Source organism: Nostoc sp., assembly GCF_036919815.1.
GTDB lineage: Bacteria > Cyanobacteriota > Cyanobacteriia > Cyanobacteriales > Nostocaceae > Nostoc.
On sequence record NZ_JBALCE010000007.1, the window covers coordinates 41487 to 63289 of the forward strand.

A 21803-nucleotide genomic window follows, 5' to 3' on the forward strand; every position below is an offset into this window, starting at 1 on the left:
ATTGGTGTTAAGTACCTACGCAAAAATATTTATATAATTACGAAAAGCCCAAACCCTTGCGATTGCTTCGTTCCTCGCAATGACAAATGTATATTTAATTTTGCATAACTACTTAAGAACTGCTAACTCTTAAACATAATTGAGGGGCAATCTCCCCATGCTTGCTTTCACAAATCAAAAGCAGTCACAAGGCTATTGCCCCTAAGTATTTTATTTTGAGCGTTTTTAACGTAGACATCGCCCAATCTAGGCATCGCTCTTTCTCCAGAAACACCTATGAATTATCCTTCATCAGGCTGTCTGGATTTATGACTCCACACACCATACTCCGCAATCTCAACACAGTTACTCAGCAGTTGCCAGTTCAGTACTACCGCGTGTACGACGCCGTGTGAGGCTGTTGTAAAGCATTACACCGATCGCCTTAATTAAATTGCCTTCTAATTCTTGGAACATCTTCATGTTCGTACCAAAGGCGGCGTTAGCTTCATCAACGATGCGATCGCACGTAGCGTCATCAAGGGGTAATTCATCCAAAACTTGACGATATTTGGCTTTGAATGCCTTCTCATCAGAAATCTCTGGAAACTCATAAAAGGCTGTTCCTTGCCCATCAGACAAATTCATCGCTGTTACAGCAATATTTTTGAGAATTTGTCCCCCGGATAAGTCACCCAGGTAACGAGTATATGAATGGGCGATTAACAGTTCTGGTTCTGTTTCAGATATTTCTCGGATGCGCTGTACATAAGCTTCACCTGCGGGAGATAGTTTGATTTGCTCTCTCCAGTTGGTACCAAAGTAATAACTCAGGTCTTGCTCTAAGGTATACTTGCGGTTTAACTGGGGAAAGTTAATTTGAGAAACTATTGGGTGCTGGCGATGCTTTTCCATTTCCTCTTCCATCGCTGAGTAGACGAAGTAGAAGTTAGCAACTAGTTTCCGGTAAGAGTTTTTCTCGACTACTCCTCTTAAAAAGCACTTGACAAAACCTACATTCTCTGCCATTGTGTGGGCTTTTTTAGTGCCTACACGTAATTTGGTTGCTAAATTGCTGCTCATGCTAAAATTCTCAACTTTAAAAAGTTAACTGCCGAAGTTTGGATTCACTAACGGCTAAAAAAGCCATTAAAACGTTACCTTAAAACTATTTGATGAGAATTTATATTAAAATTTTTTAAGCTGCAATGATTTTGTAGGTTTTTACACACCAACAAGCCTAAGGGAATAGAATTTTACATTTCGCTGTTTTGATTTTTTGTTGTTATTAGCTGAATTTTGCTTTCATCCTCAGCTTTCCTGAAAAACACCTGTGATGAAACAAGTGTAATATTTATTACAATTTATTCTTTATTATTAGCATTGCAAAATGTGAACTAATACAGATAATCAAGAGTAAAGTTGAGGGCATAAAAGGAATAATCCGCTAAAATGTGGAAACTTTACTAATAATCTAAAAAGCAAGACTGACTTTATAAAATATTTACAATTCCATTGGAGTGAATTCAGTATTATTACGTAATCTTCGCCTAATCTGGAATGAATTTCTAAAGAGAAAAAGCATCTCAAAATTGCTGAATAAAGTCTTAAGTGTTATTTTTCAGTGTGATTGTGTGGAGTGTTTAAACAATATGGTTTCATCTATAACTCGGACATCGGGCATTGCTGGGGGTTCTGCTTCCGAAGTTGAGGGATTGGGCAAAGGGATTGAGAGCAGTTTTGCACTGAATTTAATCCCACTACCAGTAAATCCCTTATTTGGCACAGATGGGATTCGCGGACGAGTGGGAGAATTACTGAGTGCGCCCCTAGCATTACAAGTTGGTTTTTGGACAGGGATTGTTTTACGTAACCATGCTACTGAACTAGGGCCAGTCATTCTTGGACAGGACTCTAGAAACTCCAGCGATATGCTGGCAATGGCGTTAAGTGCAGGGTTAACAGCAGCAGGATTAGAGGTGTGGTATTTGGGATTATGTCCCACTCCTGGCGTTGCCTATCTCACCAGCATCAGTGAAGCCATCGGCGGAGTGATGATTTCTGCCAGCCACAATCCCCCAGAAGACAATGGGATTAAGATTTTTAGTGCCGATGGTGGGAAGTTACCGCAAATATTGCAGGCAGAAATAGAAGCCGGACTGCGTGGTAAAATATCACCTATTGCTAGAGTCAGTAATTGCGGCCGGCATTACTCACGTTTGGAGTTAGTGGGGGATTATAGCTCGGCGTTGAAAAAACCCTTGAACAGTAGCCTAAATCTTCAAGGAATGAAGATTGTTTTAGACTTGGCGTGGGGTGCAGCAGTCGGGTTAGCACCATCAGTATTTAGAGAAATGGGGGCAGAGGTAATCTGCTTGCATAACGAACCAGATGGCGATCGCATTAATGTTAATTGCGGTTCCACTTATTTAGATATTCTGGCAGCAACAGTACAAGAACACAACGCCGACATCGGCTTTGCCTTCGATGGCGATGCCGATCGCGTCTTAGGAGTAGACAATACCGGACGGCAAGTTAACGGCGATTACATTCTCTATCTCTGGGGATGCCACTTAGAACAAAAGGAACAACTGCCAGACAACCTGATTGTATCTACTGTCATGGCCAACTTAGGCTTTGAGAAAGCTTGGCAGCGACAGGGTGGTAACTTCATTCGTACCGCAGTCGGCGACCAATACGTGCAAGCCGAAATGTTGCGGACTGGGGCAATGCTAGGCGGCGAACAATCAGGTCATATTCTTTGCCGTCATTATGCTGTGACTGGAGATGGCTTGTTAACAGCATTACATATAGCAGCTTTGGTGAAAGAGGCGGGTGTTTCCTTTAGCGAATTAGTAGATCAAAGCTTCCAGACCTATCCGCAATTGTTGCGAAATGTGCGAGTTATCGATCGCGATCGCCGTTTGGGATGGCAAGATTGCCAACCTCTGCAACAAGCGATCGCTCTTGCTGAAGTTGCAATGGGTGATTCCGGCAGAATTTTGGTTCGCGCCTCTGGCACAGAACCAGTGATCAGAGTCATGGTGGAAGCAGCCAATGCCGACCTTGCGAACCACTGGACAAATGAATTAGTTTCGCAAGTCCAGCAACATCTGATGGACTAAATTAGCTATTATCTCAGCTTTTAACAAGCACCAATTTTTCGTCATAGCTTCTGCAAATTAACCAGCCTTGGTTATCTATAGAAGCTGTGACATTTGTATTTGTATTCAGGACTTACGCAAACAATAGCCGAAAAGAATGATTTTTAGGTAGGGACAATACCCTGCGGCAACCTAAAGCTACATGAATTGCCCCTACCGTGTGTAGCTTTGCGTAAGTCCTAGTATTGTTAGATCATACCTGGCTAATTTATATTTTGGAAAAAGGAGAGAATTTTTTTTGATAATTCAAAAAGATTAAGATTTAGCATTTTTAATTACAAATTATTAAATCAATCAATTAGAGATGAATTCGGATTGTACGAGTTACAGCAATCCAAATAAATTTGTCAACTATAATAGATTCTCTGAGGCTGATAGGCTACAGCACCACCATGCCAAAATTCAAGTCAAAATCTCAGCAATCTAAAAAATCGAAAAAGCAGGCTAAAAAGGAAACTTCTACCCTTAACCTCAAAGAACAGTTAGCCCAAAAGCGCAAAGCAGCCCAAGCACGTAAAGAACTCATTAGCTTACTCACCACCGCCACCTTTGGCGGTATATTCGTTGGCATTCTGCTCTTTTTCATAGCTGGAATTAAAGCAGCAGTCCCTGGTGTCTTGGCGATAATCATCATGTCCCTTTCCTACAAATATCCGCGCCAAGCGCTATATGCCTTCATCATTTACGTACCTATTGGGGGTACTATCACCTACTACTTAGGCAATAGTCCCATACTGCAATTAGCTAAAGATGCTTTTTACGTTCCAGCGCTAATTGGAATTTGGCAGACTTGCCGGAAACAGGGGCTACCCCTAATTATTCCCCAAAAGATTAAAATCCCACTTTATATTGTTTTGGGTTGCAGTCTGCTAACGCTGTTGTTTATCAATGGTGGACAGCAGTTTAACCCGCCTATTTCGGGACTATTAGAAAAAGCACCCCCAGAAATACCATTAGGTATGGGAATTCTAGGACTAAAAGTATTTTTAGGCTATGTCCCCCTGATTGGTTGTGCTTACTATTTAATTCGGGATAAACGGGATTTTTTATTTTTATCACGCCTCCAGATTGCTCTTATACTAATTTGCTGTGTGCTGGGATTTATTCAATACTTCTTACTAATAACGGGTGTATGTCAAGGCACCAGAGGTCTTGAAGGAGATGCCTTATTTAGAGCAACACTCGAAGCCAGATGTTATTTTGGTGGAGCGCTAGTATATAGTCCCGAAGAAGGGGTTATTCGCCTACCAGGGACATTTGTAGCTCCTTGGCAGTGGGCATGGTTCTTAATTTCTGGCACCTTTTTTACCTTTGCCACGGGCTTCACCGATCCCTCCCCAATATGGCGGCTAGTTGGTTTAGGTTCTTTAGTGACAGTATTTCTTAATGCTGTCATCTCTGGACAGAGAATCGCCTTAGCTTTAGTACCAATCTGCTTCGGGATTTTGCTATTGATCACTGGACAAATTGGCAACCTGAAACGATTTATCCCCATAGGCGTGGGACTTGCCTTGATTGTGGGAATTGCGATCGTGACTAACCCTACTCTGGTGCAAGAGAGAACCGAGAGTTTTACCGGTCGCTGGGAGGCTTCACCACCTCAAGATTTTATCATCCAGCAATTTGAAGAGAATTGGAAAAACGTAGACGGTCCACTGGGAAGTGGCTTAGGTCGAGCAACTAATTCTACCCGTGCATTGGGTAAAACTAAGCTTGTGGAAACCTACTACCCCAAAGTACTTTATGAAGTTGGAATTATTGGAGTACTAGCGTTTCTGGGTTTGGTAACAAGTTTAACAATTATTGGCTTTAAAACCTATCGCTCGATAAAGAACCGTAATTTCCGCAGTTATGGAGCAGCTTTGTGGGTGTTTATATTGTTTATTAGCTACAACACTTACTACTATCCTCTAGATGTTGATCCAGTTGCTGTCTATTATTGGTTTTTTGCGGGAGTTCTTTTTAAATTGCCAGAGCTAGATAAACAAGAGATAAAAGATGCTGAATCTCAACCACAAATTCCAAATAAACGATTCAAAACAGAATTTTAATTAGGATAAAAATGGTGAAAGTTATTATAGGTGGTCAACAACATCTCAGCGTTCCTAATCTTCCTCGTAATTCTGAACATACTCTCATTCGTTCTAAAACTTTTCTCGCAGGCAAATATCCTATAGATAAAGTTTGGTATCCTTTAGGAAGCTTTATGCCTTGGCGACCTGTATGGGGCGGATACCAGGTAATTCATACTTTTAATAGAATTATCTATACTAATAAACCTTGGTTTGTGACTTTTGAAGATCATCGATTTTTGTATAGAGATCCGCAAAGCAAACTAGAAGAATTAACTTATAAATTTCTCAATAATCGTTTGGCATTAGAAAACTGCAAAAAAATTATTGCCATATCTGATTATGCTAGATTGCGATTCTTGAACTGGGTACAAGAATGGGATGTAGCATCAAAAATAATCGGTAAAGTAGATGTTATACATCCAAATTTTCCTGTCAGGGTTAACCAGCATAAGTCTTATCAAAATCAGCAAAATCTTCAACTTATTTTTATCGGTAACCACATTGCCAGAAAAGGCGGAGTTGTAGCTTTAAGACTAGCCAAGAAAGCAGCAAAGTTAGGTTTGCCTATTACTATACATATAGTATCTGAACTATGGTGTGGTTTCGGCGTACCTACTGATTTTCCTGATGCTAATAGATATACAGAAGATTTAAAGTTACTCGATTTAAATAATGTCGTTTTCCATAACATAATTCCTAATGCAAAAGTTATCGAATTACTATCGCAAAGTCATTTTCAACTGATGCCATCATTAATGGATACCTATGGTTATAGCATTATTGAAGGTTTCTCTGTTGCGACTCCGGCAATTACAACCAATGTATGTGCTTTGCCAGAAATTGTTCGTCATAATGAAAATGGGTATGTTTTAGAATTACCACTGGACAAACTCAGACATTGGGGTAATTGGCTAAATGGTGAAAAAACTAAAACTGAAGAATATTGGGAAATTGTCAATCATACCTACGATGATTTAGCAGAGCAGGCATTACAACAAGTACAAGAATTTTTAGATAGAAGTGATAAACAAGAACATTACGAGTCTCTCAGTGCTGGAGCTTTAGCACAAGTGATTAATGTCCATGACGCTGAAAAACAAAATGAGTTATTCGATAATCTCTACGCAGCAGCGGCAAGGTTATACTGAAGGTTAGAACGTATTAGTAGATATTGGACATAGTGAAAATACTCCAGTACGCTGTCGGTGGACAGAACCTTGCTTGTGTATTAAGCTTAACCAAGGGTTACTAAATCCTCCTAGTGGCTAAGTCTGGTATCTTTCTAGCTATCAGCAGATATTAGCGAATAACCAGCTCCTAAAGGTCGAATTGCTAGATATCAAGCTGAACATAAACTCCGAGATATCAGATATATGAATACTCACAATCAAGCACGCCAAACTAGATTTAATTGGATTGATCAGACAAAAGGATTAGCAATTTTAGCAATTGTCATATTTCATTTTTTTCAAAATTATCCGGCGCGAGCGCAACTAATTTTAGTTTTAGATAGCAATGGAGCAAAGCTCGGATATGCTGCTGTAGATATCTTCTTTTTAATGGCTGGTTTCAACACAAGTTATGCTCTCATCTCTAAGTTACAAAAGAACCAGATAGAGGAGATTAAAGTTAACTGGAAATCATGGCTATTTAAACGTTTATATAGAATATATCCTGCTTATATACTAGCTGTTATATTAACTTGCTTACTTTATTTACTTGTTAATATTAAGATTAATTTAAACCTAAATTTTCTCTTGTCATTTATAGGTATAGCCGGGATAAGATTTCAATCAATCAACCCTGGGTTTTGGTTTTTTACAGTAATTTTAGAGGCTTATTTACTTACACCATTGATATTTATATTTTGCAAAGAACAGCCGAATAAAATATTAGTTTTAGGACTTATAGGAGCAATAATAACGAAGTTAGGAGCTTTCTATTTTTTAATAAATCATGATACGAATAATTATTTATTTTTCTTACAAGATAATTTTATAGGAAGTTATTTATTTCAGTTGTGTCTAGGACTTTATTGGGGAATTATCTATGCCAAGCATCAAATTTTTAGAAAAACAGATTTTATTGTTGCAAGCATTCTTTTTAGTCTGGGATTTATTATTTATGCTATCTTAACTATTTTTAAAATCAAATATATATATATGTTAGGTATAGATATGCTATTTACTCCTTTATTTTTTTTGGGTATTCAAGCATTATTATCACGTCTCGATAAAATAGCTAAAATTCGACCTATATTAAGCTTTATTAGTATATTAGGAATTTATTCTTATCAAATTTATCTAATTCATCAACCTTTGTATTTTGTTTTATTACCTAAATTAAATTATTTAATTCAGATAAATAACTATTTGAAGATAGGAGTTTCTTTAATGATAGTGAGTATTTTACTAGGAATTTATGTATTCTCATTTATTAAAATAGAGCGATTCGTGATGAAAATACTTGGAACAGTAATGAAGAAGCAAAATTAGTGTTTCAGATGATTAACGAAAATTCCAATTACCTTTAGATAAAATAGTAGAAAAAATTATGACTAATTACCCTTTAATTTCTGTAGTTATACCAACCTATGGTCGAGAAGAAGCGCTACGCGATAGCATTGTGGATGTCCTAAAACAGGACTATCAAAATTTTGAAGTTTTAGTTGTAGACCAAACCCCAAAACACCAACCAGAAATTCAAGCCTACCTGGAAGAGATGGTGGAGGCAGGTAAAATTAAATGGTTGCGCTTAGATTGGGCAAGTTTGCCAGGGGCGCGGAATTATGCTGTCCGGCGGTCATCTGGTGAAATAATATTATTTATTGATGATGATGTTCAGTTAACCCCAGGATTGTTAGCAGCCCATGCGAAAAATTATTTACAAAATCCAGAGGTGGGGGCTGTCGCCGGACGGGTATTTGACAGAATGAAATTGGGTGATTCTGGAGGAGATTTAGAGATTGAATATCTACCTCCCCAGGCTATGGACCCAGGAATTGCTTGGTATCATATTGATTTAGTACATACGATTAAACCCCAGCAAGTGCTGACAGCAAGGGGTTGCAATATGTCTTTTCGGCGCGAAATTTTTACTAAGTACGGACTCAGGTTTGATGAAAGGTTTGGCGGTAGTGCGGTGCGGGAAGAGTCAGACTTTTGTTTGCGGGTGCGCCAGACGGGGTATAAGATTTGGTACGACCCAGAAGCCCATTTGGTGCATTTAGGCGAAGAAACAGGGGGTTGTCATGATATTAGTATGCGATCGCTCAAATATCAACTCACCTTCTACCACAACCATTTCTTGCTGGGACTGAAAAACCTCACTCCTACTCAAGCTTTACGCCTATTCGGCCGTTTATTTGACTGTCACGTTCTGGGACGCCCACCTTGCCATAAAAGCGGTTCGCCCATCAAAATTGCCACTCGCGCTATTTTCTACATTTTGGGTTTTTTCAAAGCCTTGGGTACTATGATTCAATCAATATGGAACGATGGTCAAATTTACAGTCGATTAGATCAAAAAGTTTAGTTAGGAGTTAGGAGTTAGGAGTTAGGAGTTAGTGAATAACAAAGGATAACTAACAATGAAAATTTTAGTTGCTAGTCACACTTATATCGTAGACCTGAACTGTGAAAAATTACGGGCTTTATCTCAACTAGAACCCAACATTGAAGTGACAGTAGTAGTCCCAAAGCGCTGGAAACCAGGTGGTGTGCAAAACCGAATTATTGAAACTGAATACCGCGATGAAGGCACATTTAGAATAGTTCCTATTTCTAATTTTAGTCAAAATCATCAGGGACTCCTTACCTTTGGTGCTGATTTGATATCTTTGTTAAAACAGTTTCGTCCCCAAATTATTCAGGTAGAACAAGGGTCTAGAGCATTGGCTTATACTCAAATGATTGTCTTAAATAAACTCTTAGGACTCAAGGCAAAAAATGTATTTTTTACTTGGTGGAATCTTCCATACCAACTGAAACCACCAGTTTCTTTGTTAGAAAAATATAACCTCAACCATAGCCACGGGATCATTTGTGGCAATCAGGATGGAGCAGAAGTTTTGCGACAACGGGGATATCAAGGGTCAATTAAAGTCATGCCACAACTGGGCATAGATGAAAGTCTATTTACTCCCAAAGCCCAACCCGAATTAGCAGCTAAGTTGGGTATTGAAAAAGGCGATTTTGTGGTAGGCTTTGTAGGGCGTTTTGTGCAAGAGAAGGGTTTATTAACACTTTTACAAGCCTTAATCACTTTGAAAAACAAACCTTGGAAATTACTCCTGCTGGGACGGGGAGAGTTGCAAAGTGAATTAATCAAAATAGCGACGGAAAACAATATTAAAGAACGGTTAATTTTGGTAGAAAGTGTCCCTCATGATCATGTGACAAACTATATCAATTTAATGAGTACTTTAGTATTGCCTTCAGAAACAACTTACAAGTTTAAAACTTTAACTTCTGTTGGCTGGAAAGAACAGTTTGGTCATGTGCTAATTGAGGCGATGGCTTGCCAAGTACCTGTAATTGGTTCTGATTCTGGGGAAATTCCCTATGTAATTGGCGATGCTGGTTTAGTATTTCCCGAAGGTGATGCTCAAGCTCTAGCTAATTGCTTAGTTCAGTTAATGGATAAACCCTATTTTGCTCACAGTCTGGGTGAAATGGGTTATCAAAAAGCAATGATAAAATATACAAATAAAGCTTTAGCTAAACAGCAATTAGAGTTTTATCAAGATTTAGTTAGTAGTCATTAGTCATTGGTCATTAGTAGACTTCTTGCATAAATCACAAATAAGAACCCCACCCCGCCAAAGCTACGCTTTTACGCTTTGTCTACCGGAGGGGATTAGGGGGAGCCAGTATGGGGTGTTAGGGGCTTTTGCAAGATATCTAGTGAATAAAAAATGACAAAGAACAAATGATAAAAAAAATGAAAATATTACAAATTGTCCCCTCAATTTCTCTGATTTACGGCGGTCCCAGTCAAATGATACTAGGGCTAGCTCCAGCATTGGTTAAAGAGGGAGTAGAAGTTACAATTATCACAACTGATAGTAATGGCGATAATGGTCAAACACCTCTCGATGTTCCTTTAAATCGCCCAATTAAACAAGATGGCTATGAAATAATTTACTTTCGTTGCGCCCCGTTTCGTCGCTACAAATTTTCCCTAGATTTATTAAACTGGCTAAAACGTCATGCTCACGAGTTTGACATAGCACATATTCATGCTCTATTCTCCCCAATAATTAGTGCTGCTGCTATTGTGTGTCGTCAGCAAAAGCTACCTTATATTTTCCGTCCTTTAGGTACTCTCGATCCGGCTGATCTACGCAAGAAAAAGCAATTAAAACAGCTTTATGTCGCAATGATAGAACGTCAAAATTTAGCTAGTGCGGCAGCAATTCATTTTACCAGTGATCAAGAAGCTAAAATATCAGAACGATTTGGAGTATCTACGCCAGATTTGGTGATTCCCTTGGGTGTAATCCCCCCTCAATCCCCCCTTAAAAATGTATCTGATCAGTTGCAAATACCAAAGGATGTACCATTAGTGCTGTTTATGTCACGAATTGACCCAAAAAAGGGGTTGAATTTGTTGATTCCAGCGCTAGAGAAGCTGTTAGCGCTTGGTTATAAGTTTCATTTTGTCTTAGCTGGAACAAATCCCCAAGATCCAGATTACGAACAAAAGATAATATCCCAAATTCAAAATTCCCCACTGCGATCGCACACTACAATTACTGGTTTTGTAACTGGTGAACTAAAAGTTAGTTTACTACAAGCTGCTGATTTATTTGTCTTGCCTTCCTACTACGAAAATTTTGGGATTGCTGTCGCTGAAGCGATGGTAGCAGGAACACCCGTAGTCATTTCTGACCAAGTGCATATTTGTCAACAGATACGTGATAGTGAATCGGGTTGGGTAGGCGCAACAGATGTCGAAGCACTGGTAGGGTTACTACAAGAAGCTTTGCAAAATCCCGTAGAACGCCAACGACGCGGATTAAACGCCCAAAAATATGCATTGGAAAATTTTAGCTGGGATGCGATCGCAAGGCAAACAATCCAAGCCTACCAGGAAATTCTGACGAACAAATTAATTTAATTCAATGCAGACAACAGCAGTTTTTGCCAAATAGGGGCTAGAACTGCTTTGACAATATAATCCCAATACAGGCTTATCCAGTCTCACACCAGGAGGAAGTAATTAATGAGTATCAATCTGACTGAAAAAGAAGCTTATACTGCAATGTACGCCTTCTTAGTTCAAGTGTATGAAAGAACCCAATCAAATGAGTTGGGAGGATTACTTGGAGACATGAGTACTATAGAAGATGGTGAAACTGGTGATCCTGCTGTTTGGCATGAGTGGTTACGATGCGTTGCTCAAGTCAAACAAGGTAAAGTTGATATAGACTTACGCATTCACAGCTAAGATAAGTAAGTCGGCGTGGAAATTTATAACTATAGGATTCCTATTTGATTTTTGAAATGTAAAGAAAAACCTGTAGGGAAAAAATACTAATTTAGCGCATATATGTGTACTTTAGTCAATAATTTTTACCTTCCTCTCATTTCATATTCGAGAGTGCTGACAACCTAAAATTTTGTTTCAAACCGCTAAAGTCCGATGGGAAAATAGGGGTTTTATGTCATGATGGCATACTAGAATATATATGCTTTTCTAACTACAGGGAATATCAATATGGCTCTCCGTCTAGGTGACACAGTACCCAACTTTACGCAAGCCTCAACACACGGCGACATCAATTTTTACGAATGGGCAGGTGACAGCTGGGTTGTGCTGTTCTCTCACCCTGCTGATTTTACACCTGTTTGTACAACAGAACTCGGCACAGTTGCCAAGCTCAAACCAGAATTTAACAAGCGGAATGTCAAAGCGATCGCACTTAGCGTTGATAACGTTGAATCTCACAACGGCTGGGTGGGAGACATTGAAGAAACTCAAAGCACCACCCTTAACTACCCAATTTTGGCAGATGCCGATCGCAAGGTTTCTGATCTTTACGACATGATCCACCCGAATGCTAATGCGGCTGTGACAGTGCGATCGGTTTTCGTGATTGACCCCAATAAGAAACTCCGTCTCACTTTCACCTACCCTCCCAGCACGGGACGCAACTTTGATGAACTTTTGCGGGTGATTGATTCTCTGCAATTGACTGATAACTACAGTGTGGCCACACCAGCTGACTGGAAAGATGGCGAGGATGTTGTAATTGTCCCCTCACTCAAAGATCCAGAAGTACTCAAAGAGAAATTCCCCAAAGGCTACAAGGAAGTTAAACCCTATCTGCGGCTAACTCCTCAGCCTAATAAGTAAATCTGAAAATGATTTCGGATAAAAAAGCAAAGGCGCAAAGTTATAATTTTGCGTCTTTGTCTTCTCTTTGTCTTTTTGCCTGAGAATATAGTCAGTGAGCTAGGCATCTGAAGCTGGAGGAAATCCCTATGTTCTCATCTCCTTTGGTTTTGCAAATTCCGTCATCAATGCAAATGACAGACGAACAATTTTTTGAGTTCTGTCAGGTGAATCGTGACTTACGCATTGAGCGCAATAAATTTGGAGAATTGGTAATTATGCCTCCTACTGGTTCAGAGACAGGAAACCGAGAAGGTAATATATTTGGGCAATTATGGGTGTGGTCGGAACAAGATAGTACTGGTATAACTTTTAGCTCTAGTACCGAATTTAAGCTATCAACAGGTGCAGAACGCTCTCCAGATGCTTCCTGGATTAAACTAGAACGGTGGAATGCTCTCTCAGCAGAACAACAGCGAAAGTTTGCACCCATTTGTCCAGATTTTGTAGTCCAACTTAAATCTCCTAGCGACAACCTCCAGACTTTGAAGGAAAAAATGGAGGAATATATGAATGAGCCAGGAATATATTTAGGCTGGTTGATTGACCGTAAGCAGCGTAAAGTTTATATTTATCGTCCTGGATTACCAGAGGAATGTTTAGATAATCCTGCAACAGTTAGCGGCGAGTTGGTATTGCCTGGGTTTATTCTGAATATGAGTAAAGTTTGGTAGAGAAAGTTTTACTTAAATTTAGGTTTGAGGTAATACAGCAATTTAAATTGGGAAATTGGGGTGATATCGAAAGGTAATTGAATAGTAAAAGTGCTATTTTTACCTAATTCACTTTGCACGTTTAAACTACCTTGGTGTGCCTGAATAATTGCTTTAGCGATGTCTGACGACAAGCCGCTTTGCGTCTACGCTAATCCTAATCCAGAACCGCCAGTTTTACGAGAGCGTAGGCGCAGCCCGCCGTAGGCATCGCTATTCACCCGGTAAAAGCGATCAAAAATTCGAGTCAGTTCCTGGTGTGGAATGCCAATACCTGTATCTTGAACCTGAATCACAGCATAATTTTCACTGCGCTCTAAGATAACAGTCACCTTTCCCAATTGTGGCGTGTATTGAATTGCATTGATAATTAAATTAGAAACCAGACGATAAAGCTGCTCAGAATCACCTACGATATTTAGAGGTTGTTCTACTCTGATTGCAGATGTTAGCGTTACTTTGGCAGAAAATGCGATCGCTGCAAATTCCTCTATTAAGTCGCCCTTACTCAAAAACCCTACTTGTCTAGAGCCGTTGGGAGGAGCCTTGCAAACAAAGAACTGATAAGTTATCAAAAATAATCCAAGTTCATCCTGTACCAATGGCAGATGGTAAAAAGTTTAAACCTGTAGAAAATAATAGGTAAACGTGCAAATAAACTTAGTGGCAGTCGTAAATTTTTATTAATTGGTTCCTTGGAATTGCAACTTCTCGATTCTAAATTTAAGCACCAATATTTTTGTGCCTACTAGAAAAATATTTTAAATCCTAAAAAAATTAATGAAGGCTAAAACAATGACAAATTTTACTGTAGGCGATTACCTAGTGCTTCGTCTGGTGCAGATCGGTGTCAAGCATATTTTCGGTGTTGCTGGGGACTACAATATGGAGTTTCTCGACTCTATTGTTAACCAGGATGGAATTGAGTTGATTTCAACCTGTAACGAACTTAATGCATCCTATGCTGCCGATGGCTATGGTCGGATCAATGGTGTTGCAGCGTTAGTAACTACGTTTGGTGTTGGTGAACTCAGTGCTATTAATGGTGTTGCAGGCGCTTACGCCGAACACGTTCCTGTTGTCACGATTACTGGATCTCCTGCTACTAAAATTCAAGCATCTGGTTCGCTTGTCCATCATACGCTTGGTACTGGTGATTTCTCTATGTTTGCGCGAATGTATGAAAAGGTAACGGTGGCTCAAGCATATTTGACAGTAGAGAATGCAACAGCAGAAATTGACAGAGTTTTAGGTATCTGTCTTCTCCAGAAATTACCTGTTTACATCTCCATACCGATGGATGTTGCTCTCCATGAAGTGGCTATACCGTCTGATTCATTGATACCCCCTGTCTTCCAAAGCGCTAGCGCTACTTTAGCTGAGGCAGTTGATGCCTGTGTAACTATACTGGAGAAAGCCCAAAAACCAGTGATTCTTGCTGATGTTGGTGTGGATCGCTATAGCCTGCATATGGAATTACGAGAGTTGCTAGCAGCTACCGGATACCCTTATGCCACCATGAACATGGGAAAAGGGCTATTGGAGGAAACGCACCCACAATTCATCGGCATATATAATGGTGCTGCCAGTGAGGAATATGTCAGAAAACGTATTGAAGAGGCAGATTGTGTCTTGAGTATTGGTGCTTTGATGACTGATTTCAACACAGGAAAGTTTTCTGCCAAACTTGATCCAGGTCGAACTATTGAAGTGCATGGGCAGTATCTAAAGATTAAACGTGCGCTGTACAACAATGTAGCAATGCGGGATGTCTTATCTGGTTTAAGCAAATGCTTGCAGCGCCGCGACGCTCAAACCTTAGACTTCAAGCCTGCGATGGAGAATTTGGATGCTGGCTTCACAACTCCCTTCCAACCCAACACGGATGCGGTTATTACACAACGGCGTTTTTGGTATAGGCTAGCTCATTTCCTCAAAGAAGATGACATTATCGTTGCTGAGACTGGAACTTGTCTATTTGGAGCCTCAGTAATTCCTTTGCCAAAGAGAAGTACCTTCATTGGGCAAGTCCTTTGGGGTTCGATTGGCTATTCAGTTGGCTCATTACTTGGTTGTTGTGTCGCAGCGCCACAACGACGAGCTATTCTACTAGTGGGTGACGGTTCTTTTCAAATGACAGCACAAGAACTCTCAACAATATTACGCTATGACTTGAAGCCAATTATTTTTCTGATTAACAACGATGGATATACCATAGAGCGTGATATACACGGTGCAACGATGCCATATAACGACATTCAACGGTGGAATTATCACAAGCTCCATGAAATTTTTGCTAGTAATGGCTGGGGCATTAAAGTAAGCACCGAGTCTGAGCTAGAGTCGGCATTGCAAAAAGCCGAGCAAAATCGCCACCAACTTGCTTTCATTGAGGTCGTGATGGACAAAATGGACAGCCCAGAAGTTCTTTTGAAGATGTTGCAAAATTAGGGTATTTAGCAGTAATAAAATGCACCCCCGTCGTTCAATGGAGAAGCTACACTGCAGTAAGCAGACATTTCTCTAATCGGATTCTGCGCCCAATGAACCCAAATCTGGTTCATCTTCGACTAGCAGGACTCTCATATCATTTATCCACCAACGATTCGCACTGTATCTCCTAAATTGATAAGTAAGTAGGCACGATAAAATCAAGGTATGTTGAGTTTTGTAAAAACCCTGGAACGATTCATTTATAAGCTCTTTGTTAACTTTACACTTCGTTACTAAGTTGATTTTTTAACGCCGACTTACTTACTTGTAGATTATTAGTAAACTAAAGCAACTTACCCAAGTAAGTTACTCTCGCCTAAACCCAGACACAGAGCGCGTGTTATCTCATAGATGGTTGGTGGTAGCGAAACAGGCGCATCGAGCAGAGCGATCGCCGTCACTACCACCCAAGAAAGCTCCCGCCGCAGTAAGTTGCGCCTTGTATACAGAAATGGTTGATATTATTAATGCAGTAATTTAAGACATAAATTATGTCGTCAGTCACGATTAACCTGCCAGAATCCGTATTTAGCGCCCGTCGCCTGAGTCCAGAAGAGTTTGTGCGTGATATGCGCCTTGCTGCTGCTATCTACTGGTATCAGAAGCAGGAAATCTCAATGGAGAAAGCAGCCAATGTTGCTGGGTTAAACCGCCGAGACTTTCTAGCCGTCCTAGCCCGTGAACAACTGGATGTCTTTGCTGTTGACAACACTCAGTTCTAAGTGCTGAGTGTTGAGTAAGTAAAAAAATTACTCACTACTCGGAACTCAGCACTCTTCATTCCCAAGCCTTGGGCGGACTATACCTGCAATTGGTCAGAGTGCTGCCTATATAAGCAGGTTTTATCAGCCAACGAAATCATAGGAGTTGTAGCGATTGCGATTGATAAGTTGGAATTGATGGGGAGCGATCGCTTTTGTGACACCAACGGAGTTACAATACTTTCGGTTATCAATTACACGTAATACAGAAGTCAGCACCCATTCGTTTCGGCGAACTGCCCTTACCCAGATGTCCAGCGTGGGAATACCTTTGAGAACTATTCAAGAAATCTCTGGCCACAGCAACCTGGGGACATTGCAGCGTTATCTAGAAGTAACGCCAGAACAAAAGAGAAAAGCTGTTTCTGTCATTGGCTTTTGATTCAGAGAGAATGCAGTAATTTAGCTGGCAATTAGAGATTAATTACGGTCGATGCACAGCAGGGGTTTTAAATAAACAACTTTTGCTTTCTCGTGTCGCTATCGCCCCAACTGGTTGAGTCGATGGCGGGTACGCCATCGCATCACACAGCATTATCTCCAGTTTTGTCAGAACAAATAGCACAAGAGTGTGAGATGATCACCATTTATGAGAACCCTATTTGCCTTTATGCTGAAGCGGAAGGTAGAAAAAATATTTATGAGACAAAATCCCACCCGCAGCCAAGGCTTGCTAAAAGCCCTAACTCTGGCTTTTTTCTTGTTGGCATCCGTAATGCCCACTGTTCTAGCTAACCAGAGCGAAGAACCCAAAGCTTTTGACCACACAACCACGCTTCAAACTGTACTCACCAGCAGTCATCGCTCTCTTGCAAATCGTGACCGAGACAAGTACCGCCACCCAGCCCAGACTCTTGAATTCTTTGGTTTACGCCCCAACATGACCGTAGTTGAATTATGGCCAGGGGCTGGGTGGTATACCGAGATATTAGCCCCATTTCTAGCATCCAAGGGACAACTCATAGTTACCAACTTTGCTCCTAGCACGAGTAAACCTGCCTTGGCTTTCCAACAGAAGCTAGCAGCTAATCCAGAGGTTTTTGGTAAGGTCAAAGTAGCCCAAATTAATCCCCCAAATGAACTCACTTTAGCTCCAGACAACTCTGTAGACCTAGTTCTTACCTTCCGTAATATTCATAACTGGGTTAAGGCTGGATATGCCGATCAGGTTTACGCGGCGGCTTACAAAGCACTCAAGCCAGGGGGCATTCTGGGAGTGGAAGAACACCGTGCCAAAGCAGGCGTTTCTTTACAAGAGAGTATCAAAACTGGCTATATGTCTGAATTGGGCATAATTGCTGCTGTGGAGAAAGCTGGCTTCAAGTTGGTGGGCAAATCAGAGATTAATGCCAACCCAAAGGATACTAAAGACTATCCAGGTGGAGTCTGGACACTACCTCCAACCTTGAGCCAAGGACAAAAAGATAGGCAACGCTTCCTTGCCATTGGAGAGAGCGACCGTATGACCCTCAAGTTTGTCAAACCCAAAGCCCCCTAATTGCCAAAACGAGAGCTAGATGGCAGCTTGAGAGGATGTTTGAACTTTGGACAAAGGCGAGGCGATCTGACGACGGCATTCAAGCGATCACGTTGAGCGTCTCGTAGAGAGGAAACCAAGCGATCGCCTTCATTCGATTCAAGCGTTCACGTAGCGTCTCGCAGAGAGGAAAAGTTAAGGATGCGTAGTTTACCAATCGTGTTCAAGCCTAAAAATAAGCAATTTAACCAAGATAAGGGTATTGTAGCGGTTTGATTTTCAATAATTCAGCCCAGTATCGTATAGCATTATATTTGGTGGTTTCTATGTCACGCGATTTGTGAACTCTGCCTATTTCCATCAAAAAGTATGTCAGTTTAATAGCAGTAAGTAAGTTAATTAATCCCACTGCTTTAAAATGTTGTAAAAATAAGTGAATAATAACTTTTAGTTTTTGTTTATGACGAAAATACAACCACCATTTCAATAGAAGGTTGCAGAGTTTCGATTTCCCCTAGTTCGATCCGAAAGCCCCGCACCTTAACTTGATTGTCAATTCGACCCAAAAACTCAATATTACCGTCGGGTAAATAACGAGCCAAGTCTCCTGTTTTATAGAGACGTTCTAATTTATTCAAGGGGTGAGTAATAAATTTCTCGGCTGTTAAATCTGGGCGGTTGAGATAACCTCTGGCTAAACCGACACCTCCAATATGCAATTCACCTGATACACCAATCGGGACGGGTTGCAATACGCGATCGAGAATGTATGTTTGCACATTACCAAAAGCTTTGCCAATCAGTTGCTGTGGTAGTGTATCCTCTAGTACCAACTGCGATAAGTCGTACATGGTTGCCAATACCGTTGCTTCGGTAGGGCCATATCCGTTAATTAGTAGTGGAGGTTGTTTTAAATCATGGAGACGCGATCGCTCGTCCATACACGAGTGCCACAGCTTCAATTTTTCTGGCAGCCATTTTTCTCCGCCAGTAGACAATAGTCGTACTGATGGGGGTAGTGTCTGATTTGTGGTTGCCAATTCTGACGTTAACTGATTCCAGTAGGCTGTTCCCAACATTAATATGGTCAGTTTCCAGTCCCAGCATTTCTGCACAAATGTGGAGACAGAACTCAACATTTCGGCAGTACGCAACACTAAGGTTGCACTAGAGATCAGACAGGGATAGATTTCTTCGGCTGCGGCATCAAAACTGATAGATGCAGCTTGGAGAACGCGATCGCCTACGGCGGGCGTTTCGCCATCGCGATCGTTTATCCCATACTCATCTCTTACCGATTGGGTGAAATTTACTAAAGACCGATGTTCAATCATTACTCCTTTCGGTTTTTCCGTAGACCCAGAGGTATAAATTACATAAGCCAAATTATTAACTTTTACCTCAGTTTGTGGGTTTTTCTCGCTGTGAGTGTCGATCAACTCCCAATCGGTATCTAAGCAGATCACCTGTAAGGCAGTATTTGGTAATGAGTCTACTAATTGCCTTTGAGTTAGCAATACCTGCGCTTGAGAATCATTCAACATATAAGCCAAGCGATCACTTGGGGAAGCCAGTCGGTTCGCGGAAGTGCGCCAATAAAGGTGAAAACGGCATTGACATCGAGCGATCGCGTCTCACCCGTTTTGTGGTTGCTAACCTTGATGAAACGGAGACAATCATCCCCCCTGAACTGGCTAATTTCGGTGTCACAGAGTAATTCAATGTTGTCGATCTGCTTGATGCGACGAATTAGATAACGGGACATACTCTTTTCTAAGTCATCCCCACGAATCAGCAGCCAGACCTTCTCTACTTGTTCAGCCAGAAAGACAGCTGCTTGTCCGGCAGAATTTGCCGCACCGACCACAGCCACCTGCGAACCACTGCACATTTGCACTTCAGTTGTGGTGGCGGCATAGTAGATGCCTGCACCGTCAAAGCGATCGCGTCCTTCAACGTTCAGCTTGTGGTACTCAACTCCTATAGCAATCAACACACTTTTCGCTGCAACTTGCTCACCACTACCCAGATGCAGCACGGCAATGCCATCCTCAAACGCCAGTTTAACAACCTCGCAAGGTATCGCAAGTCGCGCCCCAAACTTGTTTGCCTGCAACACAGCACTGTTTGCCAAATCGCTGCCAGAGATGCCCGTGGGAAAGCCGAGGTAGTTCTAAAATTGAGAACTAGTACCCGCCTGTCCCCCGGGGGATGTTCTAAGACAATGGTGTTTAGTCCCTCTGAGGCTCCATAGACCGCCGCTGCTAATCCGGCAGGCCCCGCACCCACAACAGCTAAGTCGTAAAGCGTCTCCTGAATTGGTTTTTTGATGCCCAGCCGTTCGACTAATTCGGTTGTGGTTGGGTTTTCTTAAGATCCACTGGGTTCCGTAAGCGACAACGGGCGTATCGGCTTCGCTAATCTGAAGCTGCCTGAGCAACACCCAGCCAAACACTAAGGTTGAAGCAACGTGAGTTATTAGCGGCAATTCGGGCCGTACACGCTGGATAAAAGTATATTCCGGTGATTGTAGGTGTAAAATTGGTTGATCGCATGAGTAGACCGCAACTGAGCGATCGTGAAAATGATGTCCTCAAGCTGTTAGCCAAAGGTAAAAACACTCAAGCGATCGGTTTAACGTTAAGCGTTACCGAGGGAACCGTTAAGTTTCACATCACTAACATTTTACAAAAACTCGGCGTGAGCGATCGCACTCAAGCAGTCGTTACAGCCTTCCAACGGGGAATCGCCAATCTCAATCTATAGTTGGAAATGAAATACAAATGCTACAGCTTTGTAGCCAGGATTTGAGGACTTTTTTGCACCACAACTCTTCAAGCAGTAGTCATCGCTTTCCAACAGTAAGTCAAAGGCATCAAAAAATTGCTTGAGCGTATGACGATCGACACCGACTTCACGCCCAACAATCTTGGAAACGGTGCGCGGACTCAGAAGCGTGCGATCGCCTTATCGTTAGGGTCAACCTCATAGTTAAGAATTTGATAGGAGATGCCTAGTTTATTAAGGTTTTCATTCAAGTCCACAAAAGATATTATTTATTGCTCAAGCTCCCAATCTTCAATCACCAGTCCACTGACACGACTAAATTCCCCCACATGGCTGACGATGCCCCAGCACCCACCTTTTCCTCGTAAATCAGGGTTATCTTTGACAATAATCTGGCACACTTCCCTGATGTAGTAAGGATTTGGAGCTTTAGTGCGTTCCATGATCCTCTGCACAACATCTTTGACAATAGGAACTTTCCCACCGGCTTGTTTCACCGCAGTTTACCACACCTCGCATTGTTGCTGCGGCTCTAATACCAAGTTGCCAAAGTTAGTCTTGTTTGGAATCAAGGCCGCTACTGGACTAACTTTTGAGCAAATAATGCGATCGCATCCTTAGTTGCTGCTTTCATAACTTAACGACAGCCAGCCATGTAGTCCTATGTGTCCATTAGCTGCACCGTTGAATGCTGTTTCTAAAAGTTGTGGGTTTATCACCTAAAAACCCCTTTCTAACCTTAAGCGTCATCTGGCGACGGATAGTCAAGGCTATCCCCATTTCTAGACACTATGCCTGCATCTACTGTTCCATTTTCAAGTTTTAATATGAATAATACTTACCCAGTCGCCTCCTTCAGAACATTAAACTCAACGAGGTTGTCACCAACCCCGTTGGTCTTCAAAACCGTGCATGAAAGTTTCCCTTCACACGGCTCCTCAGTAATTTGGTGCTTG

Annotated in this window: 19 protein-coding genes and 2 pseudogenes; 16 read left to right on the plus strand and 5 right to left on the minus strand. The window is 41.3% G+C overall.

Going from position 1 to position 21803, the window contains the following annotated elements; genetic code table 11:
• Positions 1–345: 345 nt before the first annotated feature.
• The gene (locus V7K15_RS02155) at positions 346–1062 is read right to left on the minus strand and encodes a biliverdin-producing heme oxygenase (RefSeq protein ID WP_334902603.1); all 717 of its coding nucleotides are present in this window, start codon (positions 1060–1062) and stop codon (positions 346–348) included.
• A 569-nt stretch (positions 1063–1631) separates the two neighbouring features.
• Here V7K15_RS02155 and glmM point away from each other — a divergent pair.
• From glmM to V7K15_RS02205, 10 genes are all read left to right on the plus strand, one after another.
• A complete protein-coding gene (gene glmM / locus V7K15_RS02160) occupies positions 1632–3104 on the plus strand; it encodes a phosphoglucosamine mutase (protein ID WP_334902605.1) in 1473 nt (490 codons plus the stop codon).
• Between the two features lie 431 nt (positions 3105–3535).
• A complete protein-coding gene (hpsL, locus tag V7K15_RS02165; RefSeq protein ID WP_334902639.1) occupies positions 3536–5194 on the plus strand; it encodes a hormogonium polysaccharide biosynthesis protein HpsL in 1659 nt (552 codons plus the stop codon).
• An 11-nt stretch (positions 5195–5205) separates the two neighbouring features.
• Complete coding sequence (locus V7K15_RS02170) at positions 5206–6366, plus strand: glycosyltransferase family 4 protein (protein ID WP_334902607.1); 1161 nt, start codon at positions 5206–5208, stop codon at positions 6364–6366.
• A 225-nt stretch (positions 6367–6591) separates the two neighbouring features.
• Complete coding sequence (locus V7K15_RS02175) at positions 6592–7713, plus strand: acyltransferase family protein (protein ID WP_334902608.1); 1122 nt, start codon at positions 6592–6594, stop codon at positions 7711–7713.
• Positions 7714–7771: 58 nt separating this feature from the next.
• The gene (gene hpsN / locus V7K15_RS02180) at positions 7772–8752 is read left to right on the plus strand and encodes a hormogonium polysaccharide biosynthesis glycosyltransferase HpsN (RefSeq protein ID WP_334902610.1); all 981 of its coding nucleotides are present in this window, start codon (positions 7772–7774) and stop codon (positions 8750–8752) included.
• A 55-nt stretch (positions 8753–8807) separates the two neighbouring features.
• Complete coding sequence (gene hpsO, locus V7K15_RS02185; RefSeq protein ID WP_334902612.1) at positions 8808–9983, plus strand: hormogonium polysaccharide biosynthesis glycosyltransferase HpsO; 1176 nt, start codon at positions 8808–8810, stop codon at positions 9981–9983.
• A 176-nt stretch (positions 9984–10159) separates the two neighbouring features.
• The gene (gene hpsP / locus V7K15_RS02190) at positions 10160–11338 is read left to right on the plus strand and encodes a hormogonium polysaccharide biosynthesis glycosyltransferase HpsP (RefSeq protein WP_334902614.1); all 1179 of its coding nucleotides are present in this window, start codon (positions 10160–10162) and stop codon (positions 11336–11338) included.
• 105 nt (positions 11339–11443) lie between these two features.
• The gene (locus V7K15_RS02195; protein WP_334902616.1) at positions 11444–11668 is read left to right on the plus strand and encodes a hypothetical protein; all 225 of its coding nucleotides are present in this window, start codon (positions 11444–11446) and stop codon (positions 11666–11668) included.
• A gap of 270 nt (positions 11669–11938) precedes the next feature.
• The gene (locus V7K15_RS02200; RefSeq protein WP_334902618.1) at positions 11939–12577 is read left to right on the plus strand and encodes a peroxiredoxin; all 639 of its coding nucleotides are present in this window, start codon (positions 11939–11941) and stop codon (positions 12575–12577) included.
• Positions 12578–12705: 128 nt separating this feature from the next.
• Positions 12706–13290, plus strand: coding sequence for a Uma2 family endonuclease (locus V7K15_RS02205; protein WP_334902620.1), 585 nt, complete (start codon positions 12706–12708; stop codon positions 13288–13290).
• 8 nt (positions 13291–13298) lie between these two features.
• On the opposite strand, the pseudogene V7K15_RS02210 reads toward V7K15_RS02205, so the two are convergent.
• A pseudogene (locus tag V7K15_RS02210) lies at positions 13299–13829 on the minus strand (sensor histidine kinase); the annotation flags it as partial.
• 295 nt (positions 13830–14124) lie between these two features.
• Between V7K15_RS02210 and V7K15_RS02215 the strand changes: the two are divergent.
• The 5 genes and pseudogenes from V7K15_RS02215 (at position 14125) to V7K15_RS02235 (ending at position 18081) form a co-directional block, all read left to right on the plus strand.
• Positions 14125–15780, plus strand: coding sequence for an alpha-keto acid decarboxylase family protein (locus tag V7K15_RS02215; protein ID WP_334902622.1), 1656 nt, complete (start codon positions 14125–14127; stop codon positions 15778–15780).
• A 379-nt stretch (positions 15781–16159) separates the two neighbouring features.
• The gene (locus V7K15_RS02220; protein ID WP_334902624.1) at positions 16160–16303 is read left to right on the plus strand and encodes a hypothetical protein; all 144 of its coding nucleotides are present in this window, start codon (positions 16160–16162) and stop codon (positions 16301–16303) included.
• A 10-nt stretch (positions 16304–16313) separates the two neighbouring features.
• Entirely contained in the window at positions 16314–16544 is a 231-nt protein-coding gene (locus V7K15_RS02225; protein WP_334902626.1) for a UPF0175 family protein, read from the plus strand.
• Between the two features lie 250 nt (positions 16545–16794).
• Positions 16795–16965, plus strand: a pseudogene (locus tag V7K15_RS02230) (tyrosine-type recombinase/integrase); the annotation flags it as partial.
• A gap of 207 nt (positions 16966–17172) precedes the next feature.
• On the plus strand, positions 17173–18081 hold the full coding sequence (locus tag V7K15_RS02235; RefSeq protein ID WP_334902628.1) for a class I SAM-dependent methyltransferase: 909 nt from the start codon (positions 17173–17175) through the stop codon (positions 18079–18081).
• A 437-nt stretch (positions 18082–18518) separates the two neighbouring features.
• On the opposite strand, the gene V7K15_RS02240 is transcribed toward V7K15_RS02235, so the two are convergent.
• Both V7K15_RS02240 and V7K15_RS02245 read right to left on the minus strand, forming a co-directional pair.
• A complete protein-coding gene (locus V7K15_RS02240) occupies positions 18519–19604 on the minus strand; it encodes an AMP-binding protein (RefSeq protein ID WP_334902629.1) in 1086 nt (361 codons plus the stop codon).
• Positions 19598–20194, minus strand: coding sequence for an NAD(P)/FAD-dependent oxidoreductase (locus V7K15_RS02245; protein ID WP_334902631.1), 597 nt, complete (start codon positions 20192–20194; stop codon positions 19598–19600). The genes V7K15_RS02240 and V7K15_RS02245 overlap by 7 nt, the downstream gene beginning before the upstream one ends.
• 389 nt (positions 20195–20583) lie before the next feature.
• Between V7K15_RS02245 and V7K15_RS02250 the strand changes: the two genes are divergently transcribed.
• Positions 20584–20826: a helix-turn-helix domain-containing protein gene (locus V7K15_RS02250; protein ID WP_334902633.1), complete on the plus strand. Its 243-nt coding sequence runs from the start codon at positions 20584–20586 to the stop codon at positions 20824–20826.
• A gap of 290 nt (positions 20827–21116) precedes the next feature.
• Here V7K15_RS02250 and V7K15_RS02255 read toward each other — a convergent pair whose 3' ends face one another.
• A complete protein-coding gene (locus tag V7K15_RS02255) occupies positions 21117–21344 on the minus strand; it encodes a hypothetical protein (protein ID WP_442949638.1) in 228 nt (75 codons plus the stop codon).
• Positions 21345–21803: the final 459 nt, after the last annotated feature.

Excerpts from the sequence above, each read along its gene's own strand:
- V7K15_RS02155 (WP_334902603.1), bottom strand. The coding sequence starts at position 1,062 with ATGAGCAGCAATTTAGCAACCAAATTACGTGTAGGCACTAAAAAAGCC.
- glmM (WP_334902605.1), top strand. The coding sequence starts at position 1,632 with ATGGTTTCATCTATAACTCGGACATCGGGCATTGCTGGGGGTTCTGCT.
- hpsL (WP_334902639.1), top strand. The coding sequence starts at position 3,536 with ATGCCAAAATTCAAGTCAAAATCTCAGCAATCTAAAAAATCGAAAAAG.
- V7K15_RS02170 (WP_334902607.1), top strand. The coding sequence starts at position 5,206 with ATGGTGAAAGTTATTATAGGTGGTCAACAACATCTCAGCGTTCCTAAT.
- V7K15_RS02175 (WP_334902608.1), top strand. The coding sequence starts at position 6,592 with ATGAATACTCACAATCAAGCACGCCAAACTAGATTTAATTGGATTGAT.
- hpsN (WP_334902610.1), top strand. The coding sequence starts at position 7,772 with ATGACTAATTACCCTTTAATTTCTGTAGTTATACCAACCTATGGTCGA.
- hpsO (WP_334902612.1), top strand. The coding sequence starts at position 8,808 with ATGAAAATTTTAGTTGCTAGTCACACTTATATCGTAGACCTGAACTGT.
- hpsP (WP_334902614.1), top strand. The coding sequence starts at position 10,160 with ATGAAAATATTACAAATTGTCCCCTCAATTTCTCTGATTTACGGCGGT.
- V7K15_RS02195 (WP_334902616.1), top strand. The coding sequence starts at position 11,444 with ATGAGTATCAATCTGACTGAAAAAGAAGCTTATACTGCAATGTACGCC.
- V7K15_RS02200 (WP_334902618.1), top strand. The coding sequence starts at position 11,939 with ATGGCTCTCCGTCTAGGTGACACAGTACCCAACTTTACGCAAGCCTCA.
- V7K15_RS02205 (WP_334902620.1), top strand. The coding sequence starts at position 12,706 with ATGTTCTCATCTCCTTTGGTTTTGCAAATTCCGTCATCAATGCAAATG.
- V7K15_RS02215 (WP_334902622.1), top strand. The coding sequence starts at position 14,125 with ATGACAAATTTTACTGTAGGCGATTACCTAGTGCTTCGTCTGGTGCAG.
- V7K15_RS02225 (WP_334902626.1), top strand. The coding sequence starts at position 16,314 with ATGTCGTCAGTCACGATTAACCTGCCAGAATCCGTATTTAGCGCCCGT.
- V7K15_RS02235 (WP_334902628.1), top strand. The coding sequence starts at position 17,173 with ATGAGAACCCTATTTGCCTTTATGCTGAAGCGGAAGGTAGAAAAAATA.
- V7K15_RS02240 (WP_334902629.1), bottom strand. The coding sequence starts at position 19,604 with ATGTTGAATGATTCTCAAGCGCAGGTATTGCTAACTCAAAGGCAATTA.